At 67.8% G+C, this 12,905-nt stretch carries 13 protein-coding genes; 9 read left to right on the forward strand and 4 right to left on the reverse strand.

The annotated features are described in order from the left end of the window. The first annotated feature begins 29 nt into the window (after positions 1-29). Complete coding sequence (locus C2U31_RS06780) at positions 30-986, forward strand: D-2-hydroxyacid dehydrogenase family protein (protein ID WP_103272147.1); 957 nt, start codon at positions 30-32, stop codon at positions 984-986. Between the two features lie 86 nt (positions 987-1,072). Here C2U31_RS06780 and ttcA read toward each other — a convergent pair whose 3' ends face one another. Both ttcA and folB read right to left on the reverse strand, forming a co-directional pair. After that, positions 1,073-2,068: a tRNA 2-thiocytidine(32) synthetase TtcA gene (ttcA, locus tag C2U31_RS06785; RefSeq protein WP_233772683.1), complete on the reverse strand. Its 996-nt coding sequence runs from the start codon at positions 2,066-2,068 to the stop codon at positions 1,073-1,075. A 2-nt stretch (positions 2,069-2,070) separates the two neighbouring features. Beyond that, positions 2,071-2,430, reverse strand: a complete 360-nt coding sequence (gene folB, locus C2U31_RS06790) for a dihydroneopterin aldolase (protein WP_103272148.1) — start codon at positions 2,428-2,430, stop codon at positions 2,071-2,073. A 122-nt stretch (positions 2,431-2,552) separates the two neighbouring features. Between folB and C2U31_RS06795 the strand changes: the two genes are divergently transcribed. Further along, positions 2,553-3,455 carry an NAD(P)/FAD-dependent oxidoreductase gene (locus tag C2U31_RS06795; protein WP_103272149.1) on the forward strand — a complete coding sequence of 301 codons (903 nt, stop codon included), beginning with the start codon at positions 2,553-2,555 and terminating at the stop codon, positions 3,453-3,455. A gap of 25 nt (positions 3,456-3,480) precedes the next feature. Here the strand turns inward: C2U31_RS06795 and C2U31_RS06800 are convergent, their stop codons facing one another. Then, complete coding sequence (locus C2U31_RS06800) at positions 3,481-4,242, reverse strand: Asp/Glu racemase (protein WP_103272150.1); 762 nt, start codon at positions 4,240-4,242, stop codon at positions 3,481-3,483. 210 nt (positions 4,243-4,452) lie between these two features. Here C2U31_RS06800 and C2U31_RS06805 point away from each other — a divergent pair, with 210 nt between their 5' ends. Continuing rightward, positions 4,453-5,346, forward strand: coding sequence for a LysR substrate-binding domain-containing protein (locus C2U31_RS06805; RefSeq protein WP_103272151.1), 894 nt, complete (start codon positions 4,453-4,455; stop codon positions 5,344-5,346). Here the strand turns inward: C2U31_RS06805 and C2U31_RS06810 are convergent. After that, complete coding sequence (locus C2U31_RS06810) at positions 5,330-7,171, reverse strand: M61 family metallopeptidase (protein ID WP_103276287.1); 1,842 nt, start codon at positions 7,169-7,171, stop codon at positions 5,330-5,332. The two genes, C2U31_RS06805 and C2U31_RS06810, sit on opposite strands and share 17 nt — an antisense overlap. A 39-nt stretch (positions 7,172-7,210) precedes the next feature. Between C2U31_RS06810 and C2U31_RS06815 the strand changes: the two genes are divergently transcribed. The 6 genes from C2U31_RS06815 to C2U31_RS06840 all read left to right on the forward strand — a co-directional run bounded on the left by C2U31_RS06815 (position 7,211) and on the right by C2U31_RS06840 (position 12,897). Next, on the forward strand, positions 7,211-7,987 hold the full coding sequence (locus C2U31_RS06815; RefSeq protein ID WP_103272152.1) for an enoyl-CoA hydratase: 777 nt from the start codon (positions 7,211-7,213) through the stop codon (positions 7,985-7,987). Between the two features lie 326 nt (positions 7,988-8,313). Then, entirely contained in the window at positions 8,314-9,894 is a 1,581-nt protein-coding gene (locus C2U31_RS06820) for a DUF1254 domain-containing protein (protein ID WP_103272153.1), read from the forward strand. 620 nt (positions 9,895-10,514) lie between these two features. Further along, a complete protein-coding gene (locus tag C2U31_RS06825) occupies positions 10,515-10,955 on the forward strand; it encodes an ATP synthase subunit I (protein ID WP_103276288.1) in 441 nt (146 codons plus the stop codon). Between the two features lie 84 nt (positions 10,956-11,039). After that, complete coding sequence (atpB, locus tag C2U31_RS06830) at positions 11,040-11,921, forward strand: F0F1 ATP synthase subunit A (RefSeq protein WP_103272154.1); 882 nt, start codon at positions 11,040-11,042, stop codon at positions 11,919-11,921. A 116-nt stretch (positions 11,922-12,037) separates the two neighbouring features. After that, on the forward strand, positions 12,038-12,280 hold the full coding sequence (gene atpE / locus C2U31_RS06835) for a F0F1 ATP synthase subunit C (RefSeq protein ID WP_003815363.1): 243 nt from the start codon (positions 12,038-12,040) through the stop codon (positions 12,278-12,280). 146 nt (positions 12,281-12,426) lie between these two features. After that, positions 12,427-12,897 carry a F0F1 ATP synthase subunit B gene (locus tag C2U31_RS06840; RefSeq protein ID WP_103272155.1) on the forward strand — a complete coding sequence of 157 codons (471 nt, stop codon included), beginning with the start codon at positions 12,427-12,429 and terminating at the stop codon, positions 12,895-12,897. Positions 12,898-12,905: the final 8 nt, after the last annotated feature.

Raw genomic sequence — 12,905 nt, forward strand, 5'->3', positions numbered from 1 at the left:
GGCGCGGGCCAGCCCTCCCGGAGACGAGCTTGAAAATCGCAATCCTCGACGATTATCACGACGTGGCGCGGCGCTATGCGGACTGGACCTCGCTCGGCGGGGACTCTGAAGTCCGCATCTTCAACAGCCACATTCCCGACGCTCAGGCCGAGGCCGAACTGGCCGATTTCGACGTGATCGTCGCCATGCGCGAGCGCACGCCGTTTCCAGCGGCCCGCATCCAGGCCCTGCCCAGGCTGCGGTTGCTGATCACCACCGGCATGCGCAACAACGCCATCGACATGGCGGCCTGCAAGGCGCGCGGCGTCACCGTCTGCGGCGCGCCGGGAGACGCGCTGGCGGCCACCGCCACGGCAGAGCTGGCCTGGGCGCACATCCTGGGCCTGTTCAAGCACCTGCCCGCCGAGGACGCGGCCATGCGCCGTGGCATGTGGCAGACCGCCATGCCCGAGCCGCTGGCCGGCAGGCGCCTGGGCGTGGTCGGCCTGGGCAAGCTGGGCGCCGCCGTGGCCCGGGTCGGGCTGGCCTTCGGCATGGACGTGGTGGCCTGGAGCCCCAACCTGAACGACGAGCGCGCCCGCGAGGCCGGCGTGACGCGGGTCGACAAGCATGAACTGTTCGCCACGTCCGATGTGGTCAGCCTGCATCTGGTGCTGTCGGACCGCACGCGCAACGTGGTCGACGCGGCCGCGCTGGCCGCCATGAAGCCTACGGCCTACCTGGTCAACACCTCGCGCGCCGGCCTGGTGGACCAGGCCGCGCTGATGGACGCGCTGGTGAAGTTCCGCCTGGCTGGCGCGGGGCTGGACGTGTATCCCGACGAACCCCTGTCGCCGACCGATCCGGTGCGTGACCTGGACAACGTCATCCTGACGCCGCACCTGGGCTACGTCAGCCGCGAGAACTTCGAGGCTTTCTATCGCAACGCGCTGGAAGCGGTGCGGGCCTGGCGGGCGGGCGCGCCGGTGCGCGTGCTGAACGCCTGACAAGGCAGGGCGCTGCGCGCCATTGCGTGGCGCGGCAAGGCAAAAGGGGCTGCATGCGCAGCCCCTGTTTCATGTCCGTCGCCGCATCAGCTGCGGGAAAAGACGATCTTCTGTTCGGCAATGGCGCCGGGTTCCGCGGCTTGCGGCGTATCGCCGCAAGACGTGTCGGCCTCGTCCTCCGGATCCACCGTGTCGAACGCGGTATCGCCATTGGCATCGGGCACGCCCGTGGGCTTGAGCCCCGCGAAGTCGAACAGATCGCGGTCCATCAGATGCGAGGGCACCACGCGCGACAGCGCGTTGAACACGTTCCAGGAGCGGCCCGGATGCTTGCGGTCCCATTCCTGGATCATCCGGCCCACTTCCTTGCGCTTCAGGTTCTCCTGCGAGCCGCACAGGTTGCACGGGATGATGGGGAACTGCTTGAGCTCGGCGTAGGCGATCAGGTCGCTTTCCGGCACGTAGGCCAGCGGCCGGATCACCGTGTGGCGGCCGTCGTCCGAGACCAGCTTGGGCGGCATGCCCTTGGTCTTGCCGCCGTAGAACAGGTTCAGGAAGAAGGTGCCCAGGATGTCGTCGCGATGGTGGCCCAGCGCGATCTTGGTCGCGCCCAGCTCGCTGGCCACGCGGTACAGGATGCCCCGGCGCAGCCGCGAACAGAGCGAGCACATGGTCTTGCCCTCTTCCAGCACGCGCGTGACGATGGAATAGGTGTCCTGTGTCTCGATGTGGAAGGGCACGCCCAGCTCGGTCAGGTAGCGCGGCAGGATGTCGGCGGGAAAGCCCGGCTGCTTCTGGTCCAGGTTGACCGCGATCACCTCGAAGGGAAAGGGCGCGCGCTTCTTCAGCTGCAGCAGGATGTCGAGCAGCGCGTAGGAGTCCTTGCCGCCCGACAGGCAGACCATGACCTTGTCGCCGGCCTCGATCATGTTGTAGTCGGAGAGGGCGCGGGTGGTCTCGCGCGCCAGGCGCTTGGAGAGCTTGTTGCCTTCCAGGCGGGCCTTGTCGTGGCGACGGGACACCGCGGGCTGGTCTGCTTCGGCGGGGGCGGCCAGCGGCTCGGGGGGGGCGATGGAATTCATGTTCAACGCGAGATCTGGGTTTCCACGCCCACGGCGGCACAGTCCGAGAACGCCATGGGCTTGCTGATGCGCAGGCGCAGCGAGCGCACTTCCTGGAAGTCGGCCAGCAGGCGCGCGGCGACCTGTTCCACCAGCGTTTCGATCAGGTTCACATGCGCCTGCGTGCATTCCTCGACGATGGCCTCGCGCAGGCGGCGATAGTCCAGCACGCTGTGGATGTCGTGGTCGTCGACCGAGCGGGCGATGTCCACGTCGAACTCGGCGTCGACATGCAGGGGCTGGGTGGCGCGGCGCTCGTGCTCGAGGATGCCGATGCGGGCGTCGAGGGCGAGCCCGGTGAGGATGATGCGACGTGTGGGCATGATGAAAACCAGGAAGGGAATGCGGGAATTGTAGCGGCGGCGCGGGCGGCACCGCCGCGCTGGCTACAATCCATGCATGGCCCGGCGCTGTCAGGATGCGCCGCGGGCGATCAAGGGACGCAATGCAACAAGTTTACGATTCCGTCATTGTAGGCGGCGGGCCGGCGGGCGCCTCCTGCGCGCTGTGGCTGGCCCGGCTGGGCCTGTCGCCGCTGCTGGTCGAGGCCAGCGAGCGGCTGGGCGGGCTGGGCAACGACAATCCCTTCGCCGACGACTGGATCGCGGTGCTGCCGGGCGTGACCGGCCAGCAGGTCGCCGCCAATATCGATGCCAGCGTGCGCGCCGCCGGCGTGCCGCTGCGTCTGTCGACCCGGACCACGGACGTGCGTCCCTGCAAGGGCGGCATCGAGGCCACGCTGGCCGGCCCCGGGGGCGAAACCACGCGCGTGCGCGGCCGCACCCTGGTGATCGCCTCGGGCGTGCGCGCCAAGGGCCTGCCCGACCATCCGCCGGGCGCGTCCTGGCCCGGCGTGCTGATCGGCCCCGGCTCGCCCATCGTGGCGCAGGATTATTCCGGCCTGTCGGTGGCGGTGCTGGGCGGCGGCGACAACGCTTTCGAGAACTATGTCTACGTGCGCAACCGCGGCGCGCGCGCCGTGCATCTATATGCCCGCAGCGTGCGCGCGCAGCAGCAATGGGTGCAGCGCGCCGGCCGCGAGGGCGTGCGCATCGGCCCCTACCAGGTCGATCCCGCCGCGCGCAGCGTCGACGGCCGTCAGTACGACCTGATCCTGGTGTTCTACGGCTGGGAGCCGCAGGCGGGCTTCGCCGACGATCTGCGCCTGGCGCGCGACGAGCGCGGCTACATCCGCACCGACTTCGCCACGGCCGAGACCAGCGTGCCCGACATCTACGCCATCGGCGAGGTGGCGCACCGCATGCATCCCTGCGTGGTGACGTCCATGGCCGATGGCGTGGTGGCGGCCAAGGCCATCCAGCGGCGCTGGGAGCGCGCCGGAGAATGAGCGGGCTGGCCGCCGACGCCTGGCCTCAATACTTGCCCGACAGCAGTTCGCCGGCGTCCGGCACGCGCGTGTCCAGGCCCAGTTCCTGCAGCATTCGGTAGACCGTGGCGGCGGCCGCCGTCACCACCGGCAGGCCGAGACGGTCCTGCGTGGGCTGGATCGAGGCCAGCGACGGCATCTGCACGCAGGCCGACAGCACCACCGCGTCCACGCCGCGCGTGTCCAGCCGCTTCACATGCTCGGCCGGCGCCAGCGGATCCTGCGCGCCGACCTTCAGGTTGTCGGGGATCTCCAGCGACAGGCTGTCGTGGACCTCGATGCCTTCATGCTCGATGTAGTCCACCACCAGCTTGGTCAGCGGCTTCATGTAGGGCGTGAGGATGGCGACCTTGCGCGCGCCGATGGCGTGCAGGCCCTCGACCAGCGCGCCCGCGCTGGAAATCACCGGCGCCGCGCCGCCGTTGGCGACCGTGGCCTGGTGCAGGCGTTCCTGCGACACGCGGTGATAGCCCAGGCCCTGGCTCATGATGGCCACCAGGCAGGCATAGCCCAGCACGTCGACGCGCGCGTCGGACAGTTCCTGCGCGCAGCGGTCGGACTCGCGGTCCATGGACGCCAGCTCGGCCGCCGTCACCTGCTTCATGCGCATGCGGCTGGAATGGAAGGTGTAGCGCTCGGGCGCGAAGGCCTCGCGACGGCGCAGCATGGCGGGGATCTCGGTTTCCATCGTGGTGTTGGAGCTGGGCACGATCTGGCCGATGCGGATGTGGCGCGGGGAGGCGGACATGATTGGTCTCCGGAGATTCTTGGAATGGCTGCGCGCTTCCGGCCTATGTCCGCGTGATGTCAGGATCGGCGGACTGTCAGGGCCGCAGGGGCCGGCGCGTCAGTGTCGTGTTTATTCTGCTCGCCGGAATTGATACTTTCCAATATAGTTTTTGTCTGGTTTCATATCTTTGGCAAATCATTCGCCGTCGCCCGGCCTACGCTCCCCGTCATGGAACTCCGCCAACTGCGCTACTTCGCCGTGCTGGCCGAAGAACTGAACTTCACCCGCGCGGCGGCGCGCCTGCACATCTCCCAGCCGCCGCTCAGCCTGCAGATCGCGCAGCTGGAGCGCGAGCTGGGCGTGAAGCTGTTCGACCGCAACAATCGCCGCGTCGCGCTGACCGAGGCCGGCGAGGCCTTCCTGAACGACGTGCGCGTCACGCTGGGCCGGCTCAAGGACGCGACCGTGCGCGCGCAGGCGGTGGACCAGGGCCTGGCCGGCCGCATCGAGATCGGCCTGTCGGGATCGCACTTCATGGGGCCGGCGCCGGCGCTGATCGCGCGCTACCGGCGCACGCACCCGCAGGTGTCGGTGCTGCTGAACGAGATGAGCCCGGCGGCGCAGATCGAGGCGCTGCGCGGGCATCGCATCGACCTCAGCATCTCGCGCACGCGGGTCGACGACGAGGAGCTGCAATCGCAGCCCTTGTGGCCGGATCCGGTGGCGGTGGCGCTGCCGGCCGGGCATCGCCTGGCGGGTCGCAAGCGGCTGGCGCTGGCCGACCTGGCGCGGGAACCTTTCGTGGTGCTGCGCCAGGACACCTCGGCCTATGCGCGGTGGCTCGCCGAGGCCTGTGCGCGCGAAGGCTTCGTGCCGGACGTGGCGCAGAGCGTGGCGGAAGTGCCGGCCCAGCTGGCGCTGGTGGCGGCGGGGCTGGGCGTGGCGCTGGCGCCGGAATCCGCCTGCCGCCAGATGGAAGGCCGCATCGCCGTGTGCGCGCTGCCCGCCGCGCTGTCGCAGGCCATGGTGTACGCGGTCACGCGGCGGCAGGGACGCCGCCGCGCGCTGGACAGTTTCCTGCAGGCCGCCGGGCAGGCGGCCCGCGTCAGCGGGACTCGCTGAGCACGCAGTCCAGCGCCTGCGGCGCGCCCAGCCGGACGCGGAAGGCGCGCAGCTCGTCGCGGCGGAACACGTGGATCGTGACGCGGTCGCCGGGGCGGTATTGCGCCAGCAGCAGTTCCAGCCCGGCCGGCGCGTCCACGCGCAGGCCGTCGATGGCCACCAGCACATCACCGGCCGACAGCCCGCCCTTGTGGCCGGCGCCGCCTTCCAGCACCGTGGCCAGCGCCAGCGTGTCGCCCTGCTTGCGCGTGCGCACTTCCAGCGTGGGGATGTTGGCGGCGGTCTTCCATTGCAGCCTGATGCCTTGCGGTTCCAGCAATTCGGCCAGCGGCACGTCAGCGGTGCCGTAGGCGTAGCGCGCGATGAACCGGCGCGCGTCCACGCCGGTGGCCTCGCGGATCAGCGCGGGCAGGCCGTCTTCCGCCAGGCCTTGTGGCCGGCCCTGGTAGAAGTCGCGGCCGTGGCGCTGCCACAGCAGGCGCATCACATCGTCGAGCGAGCGCGCGCCGGCGGTTTCCTGGCGGATCAGCAGGTCCAGTCCCAGCGCCACCAGCGAACCCTTGGTGTAGTAGCTGACCAGGGCGTTGGGCGAGTTCTCGTCCTGCTTGTAGTAGCGGGTCCAGGCGTCGAACGAGCTTTCGGCCACCGACTGCTTCAGGCGGCCGGGCGTGCGCGCCACGCCGGTGATGGTCTTGGCCAGCAGGCGCAGGTAGTCGGCCTGCGTGATGGCGCCGGAGCGCAGCAGCAGCAGGTCGTCGTAATAGGACGTGAAGCCCTCGAATACCCACAGCAGGCGGGTCAGGTCGGGCTGCGACAGGTCGTAGGGCGCGAAGGCGGCGGGCTTGATGCGCTTGACGTTCCAGGTGTGGAAGTATTCATGGCTGACCAGGCCCAGGAAGCCGCGATAGCCTTCGCCCTGGCCCTGCTGGCCCAGCACCGGCAGGTCCTTGCGCGCGGTCATCAGCGCGGTGCTGGCGCGATGCTCCAGGCCGCCGTAGCCGTCGTTCGTGACCATGGTCATGAACACGTAGCGGTCAGCGCTGTCCAGGAAGGGCGCGTGGCGGGTGCGCGGCTCGAAGAAGGCGATCTGGGTTTCGCAGATGCGGCGCACGTCATCGGCGATGCGCGCCAGATCCAGCTTGGGCGCCACGCCGGTGAAGACCAGTTCATGTTCGGCGCCGTGGGCGGTGAAGCTGACGACCTGCGGCGTGCCCATCTCGACCGGGTGGTCGATCAGCGCGTCGTAGTCGGGCGCCCGGTACAGCCCGAAGCCGTGGCGGCGGGCCGCGCCAGGCAGGCCGCGCGCTTCCGGCAGGCTGGTGTGCACCGTCCAGCCCTCGATGCCGCGCGGCGGCGCCAGGTCGACCAGGCAGGGCAGCTGTTCCTGGCCGTGCACGCGCAGGAACACGCTGGTGCCGTTGAAGAAACCGTGGGTTTCGTCCAGGTGCGCGCCGCGCACCGACAGGTCCCAGGCATAGACCTCGTATTCGACGCGCAGCGGGCCGTCGCAGGGCGCGGCCTGCCAGGTGTGGTTGTCGAGCTTGTTCACCGTCACCCGCCGCGCGCCGGAATAGGCCGTCAGCGATTCGATCTGGCGCGAGAAGTCGCGGATCAGGTAGCTGCCCGGGATCCAGGCCGGCAGCGACAGGCGCTGGCCGTCGGCGGCCGGTTCGGCCACCGTCAGGGTTATCCGGTAGCGATGCCCGGCCGGGTCCTGCGGCCAGAGGCGGTAAAGTACGGGGGATTGCGGGACCGCCGCGTTGCTCCCACGAGGGGCGGCGGACACGCGCCGGGCGCGCGTGGCGTGGGGGGTCTTTGTTTTCATGCTCATATCTTACTTTCATACCCTATCTGGAGACATGCAATGAGCGAGTCGTTCGTACTGGTCGAAACCCGGGGCCGCGTGGGCCTGCTGACGCTGAACCGCCCCAAGGCGCTGAACGCGCTGAACGATCAACTGATGGACGAACTCGGCGCGGCCCTGCTGGCCTTCGAGGCGGACCCGGACATCGGCGCCGTCGTCATCACCGGCAGTGAAAAGGCCTTCGCCGCGGGCGCCGACATCGGCGCCATGAAGAGCTGGACGTACATGGACGTCTACAGCAGCGAATACATCACGCGCAACTGGGAAACGCTCAAGCGCATCAGGAAGCCGGTGATCGCCGCGGTCGCCGGCTACGCGCTGGGCGGCGGCTGCGAGCTGGCGATGATGTGCGACATCATCATCGCCGCCGACACCGCCAAGTTCGGCCAGCCCGAGATCAAGCTGGGCGTGATCCCCGGCGCCGGCGGCACCCAGCGCCTGCCGCGCGCGGTGGGCAAGGCCAAGGCCATGGACCTGGCCCTGACCGCCCGCATGATGGGCGCCGACGAAGCCGAGCGCGCCGGCCTGGTGTCGCGCGTGGTGCCGGCCGACAAGCTCATGGAAGAGGCGCTGGACGCCGCCACCGTGATCGCCTCCATGTCGTTGCCCTCGGTCATGATGGCCAAGGAATGCGTCAACCGCGCCTTCGAGGGCTCGCTCAACGAAGGCCTGCTGTTCGAGCGCCGCGTGTTCCATTCGCTGTTCGCCACCGAGGACCAGAAGGAAGGCATGGCCGCCTTCGTCGAGAAGCGTAAACCGGACTTCAAACACCGTTAAGGCTTGTTACCTTCCCTTCGGTCTGCCGGGGGGAAGCCGCGAGTCCAGGCGCGCCCCTTGCCGGGCGCGTTTTTTTTGCGCCGCTGCCCTGGGCAAGGACGCCGCGCGGCGCGCCGCCAAGGCGCGCGTGCCCGGCCCGGGCAGACGTCCCAGAAGGCTCCCGCCAGCGTTGCGCCTTGAAACTTCTGGGCAGCACCTTGTTGCAGGTATCGGCCCTATCCTGGAAAGGCGTCATACCAGGAGGTGCCGCGCCACAGGCGCTTGCCCGTACTGGCAAGCCCTGCGCGGCGGCTCGCTTGCGAAACAAAACCAACAAGGAGCCTTGCATGCGTAACCCCACTGTCAATCGCCGCTGGACCGCCGTCGTTCTGGCCAGCGCCCTGAGCGCCTGCTTCGCCGCCGCCCAGGCCCAGACCCCGGCCCAGAATCAGGCCCCGCGCTCCACGCTGAGACTGGTGTCCGAAACCCCGTATCCGGCCGCCGCCGCGCCCGCGCCCAGGATGAGCGAGCAGGAGCTGCGCGATACCGCCATCGACGCCTACGTCTATGCCTATCCCATGGTGCTGATGGAACTGGCGCGCCGCCAGGCCACCGCCGTGCAGTCGCCGGCCGACGGCAAGGCGCCGATGAACCAGTTCGGCCACAAGACCGCATTCCCCGATCCCGCCGCCACCGGCACGCCCTGGCCCAGCGCCGACGCGCTGCATTCGAGCCTGTGGTTCGACGTCTCGCGCGCGCCGCTGATCGTGCGCCTGCCCGATGCCGGCGGCCGCTACACGCTGCTGTCGGCGCTGGACATGTGGAGCGATGTGTTCGCCTCGCGCGGCACGCGCACCAATGGCAACGGCGCGCAGTCCTTCGCCATCGTCGGGCCCGATTGGCAAGGCACGTTGCCGCCCGGCGTGGACCTGGTGCGCAGCCCCACCGCGACCGGCTGGCTGATCGGCTGGACGCAGGCCGGCGGTCCGCAGGACTATGCGGCCGTCAATCAGATCCAGTCGTCCATGTCGGCCAGCCCCTTGATCTCGGCGGCCGCGCCGCCGTCCACGCGGGCTCGCGGCGCGACGCCGCGAGGCGGGCATGATCCGTATCCGCAGACCGGCGCGGGCGTCGGCACGGCGCCCATCGGCAGCGGCTTGCCCATGCCGGCGCCCATGCAGCTGCCGCCGGGCACGCCGTCCGAGCAGGCGGCCGCGCTGGATGCGGCCTCGTTCTTCGCGCTGTTCTTCGACACGCTGCGCAATAACCCGCCGCACGCCAACGACGGTCCCATGCTCGACCGCATGCGCCGCATCGGCCTGGACGACCGGCGCCCCTTCAACTTCGGCCGCCTGAGTCCGCAAGTGCAGCAGGCGCTGGCGGACGCGCAGCCGCTGGCGGGCCGCCGCATCGCCGACGGCGTGACGCGGCTGGGCACGCCGCTGAACGGCTGGAACACCGTGTTGTCGGGCATCGGCACTTACGGCACCGACTACACGCGCCGCGCTTCCATCGCCTATGCGGGCCTGGGCGCGCCCACGCCCGAGGACGTGCTGTATCCGGTCACGGTCGCTGATTCCAAGGGCCGCACGCTCAATTCGGACGACGACTACGTGCTGCACTTCGAGAAGGGTCAGCTGCCGCCGGCCAACGCGTTCTGGTCGCTGCACGTCTACAACAGCCAGCATGGCTTCGCCGCCAATCCCGCCAACCGCTACGTGCTGCGCAGCACCGACGGCCTGAAGTACAACGCCGACGGTTCGCTGGACGTGTACATCCAGCGCCGCGACCCCGGCGAGCGCAAGCGCGCGAACTGGCTGAGCGCGCCGGCCTCCGATGGCCCGTTCCTGTTGAGCATGCGCCTGTACTGGCCGCAGGACCTGGCGCTGGACGGCTTGTGGGCGCCGCCGCCGGTGCGCCGCGACTGAAGCACGTACCGCGCAGGCGGGACGCGCGCCGCGATTCCATGCGGCGCGCGTTTTTTCTTGTGGTCGCCGGGTCTTGCGCGAGGTTCGGATGGGGGGGCTGGAAGCGCGGGGATGGGCGCCGTTGCGGGGCGATTTCGGTTGGGACGAATCCTAGGAGCAGGCTCCTGCCCGACGCTTTTCGCGTCCCTATTTTTTGTCCTCGGCGCGGAAGCAAAGGACTGTCTCGGGCAGCTTACAACCGGCCGAAAGTTCATTTGCTCGCCCAAAAAGAATCAAGCTATACTCTGCGGGTTTGACGCTTGCGGGATAAGAACACAAGGTTGTTCGCCGCTAGTTCTGACAGGGGCAGAAAAGCAGTTGTAGGGCAATGAGTTGGGCGAAAAAGCGGGTGTTTCCCGGTGCCGATGAAAATTTGGCGCAAGAGGATACCGCCTGAAAAGCCCGGCGATCCAGACGAAACCAAAGGGGGAATACCCCATGAATCCTGAAAGGGATGGTGTCTGGTGTTGCCTGAACGCGGGAAAAGTCTGATGCAGCGGGGTTCCATGCAGCTAGAAGCACAACATGCGCAGCAAGTATTTGCCGGGCAGGGTGCAGGGCAAAATGCAGGGCAGGATGCCATGCGGGGAACGCCGGAGCAGGGCCAGGCGGATCGGGTGCTGGTACTCAGCGACGCGGACCGTGCGGCACTGAATGCGCAGGCAAGCCGCGGCCTTCTGTTGGCATTGGCGGCGCAGGGCGCCTTGGGGCTCGCAGCAGCAGTAATCGCGGGGGTTGTCGGAGGGGCAGCGGCAGGTTGGTCGGCGCTGGCGGGGGCAGGAGCGTATTTCATACCCAATGCGTTGTTCGCATTGCGCCTGGCTTTCAGCGTACGGTCCGGACGGGCCAGTCCCTTTACCTTTCTCTTTGGCGAGTTGATCAAGCTGTTCGCAACGGCATTGCTGTTGTGGCTGCTGTCGCGTGTGGCGCAAGGCTGGCTGGTCTGGCCCGCGGCGCTGCTGGGCCTGATCCTCACCTTGAAGGGATATCTCCTGCTATTGATGTTCCGCAAGTTGTCATAGATGCCGGCAAGTCCGCGGCAAACGAAATCGTGGAATCGTCCGATCCGCAAGGGCCGGGCATACAGCAAATAGGGTAGGAATCAAATGGCTGCTGCCAGCGACGTGTCGCCTCAGTCCGCGTATATTCAGCACCACCTGGTGCATCTGAATAACACCGGCGAGAAACAGAGCGCTATTGCTCAGTTCGACGTCATCAATTACGACTCGCTGTTCTGGTCGGCCCTGACCGGCCTGATCGTCATTTTCTTCCTCTGGCGCGCCGCGCGCCGCGCCACCAACGGCGTTCCGGGCCGCCTGCAGGCCTTCGTGGAAATGGTCGTGGACATGGTCGACGACCAGGCCAAGGGCATCGTCCACAACGCCAAGAGCCGTCTGTTCGTGGCCCCGCTGGCCCTGACCGTGTTCCTCTGGATCATCCTGATGAACGCGCTCGACCTGCTGCCGGTCGATCTGCTGCCCTCCATCTGGCGCTGGACCGGCCTGGGCGCCGAGCACGGCGACCCGCTCTACTATCACCGCATTCTCCCGACCGCCGACCTGAACGTGCCGATGGGCATGTCCCTGGGCGTGCTGCTGCTGATGTTCTATTACGGCATCAAGATCAAGCACCCGGGCGGCTTCGTCAAGGAACTGTTCACCGCGCCGTTCCATGCCCATGGCATCGCGGCCGTGGTGCTGGCCCCCTTCAACCTGCTGCTGAACCTGATCGAATACGCCGCCAAGTCCGTCTCGCTGGGCATGCGGTTGTTCGGCAACATGTTCGCCGGCGAACTGGTCTTCATGCTGATCGCCCTGCTGGGCGGCGCCTGGACCGGCTTCAACGGCACCAGCATCGGACTGGGCATCGGCCAGGTCCTGGCCGGCTCGGTGTGGGCGATCTTCCACATCCTGATCGTCCTGCTGCAGGCCTTCATCTTCATGATGCTGACGCTGGTGTACCTCGGCCAGGCTCACGAAGGCCACTGACCCCCGGATTTCCCGCGGCGGCCAACCGGCCGACGCGGGATGGCAAGATCATCTTGCATTGAGCAGTACCCTTATTCCTTAATTTTTGACTTCAGATTTCTAACCAAGGAGTTGTCATGACCAACGTCGCTTTCGTTGCCCTCGCTTGCGGTCTTATCATCGGTCTGGGCGCCATCGGCGCTTGCATCGGCATCGCACTGATGGGCGGCAAGTATCTGGAAGCCTCGGCTCGTCAGCCTGAACTGATGAACGCTCTGCAAACCAAGATGTTCCTGCTGGCTGGCCTGATCGACGCGGCGTTCCTGATCGGCGTGGGTATCGCCATGCTGTTCGCCTTCGCCAACCCGTTCGTCGGCTAAGGCACTGCCCGCCGGCGAAACAGGCGGGTCATGACGCTGTCGGCGATGCGGCCAAGGGCCCATCGCCGATCAGCAAAGTATCGAGCGCTCCGTGATTGCCCTCTCTTCAGGCGCGACCGGAGCCGAATGGTGTTAAAGGAACGACCGTGAATCTGAACGCGACGATCATTTTCCAGATGCTCGTGTTCTTCGTTCTGGGCTGGTTCACGATGAAATTCGTGTGGCCTCCTCTGACGAAGGCGATGGACGAGCGCCGCCAAAAAATCGCCGACGGCCTGGCCGCGGCCGATAAGGGCAAGGCCGATCTGGCCCAGGCCCAGGCGCGTATCAGCCTGATCGAGGCTTCTGCCAAGTCCGAAAACCACGCCCGTATCGTCGAGGCCGAGAAGCAAGCCGCCTCGCTGATCGACCAGGCCCGCCGCGAAGCGGAGTCCGAGCGTGCCCGTATCGTGGCGCAAGCCGCGCAGGATGCCGCGCAGGAAGTCCAGCGCGCCCGTGATGCGCTGCGCGACGACGTCGCGGCGCTGGCTGTCAAGGGTGCTGAACAGATCCTCAAGCGCGAGGTTGACGCCCGCGCCCACGCCGAGCTGCTGAACCAGCTCCGCGCGCAGCTTTAATCCGGGAC

This window comes from Achromobacter sp. AONIH1 (assembly GCF_002902905.1).
Classification (GTDB): Bacteria; Pseudomonadota; Gammaproteobacteria; order Burkholderiales; family Burkholderiaceae_B; genus Achromobacter.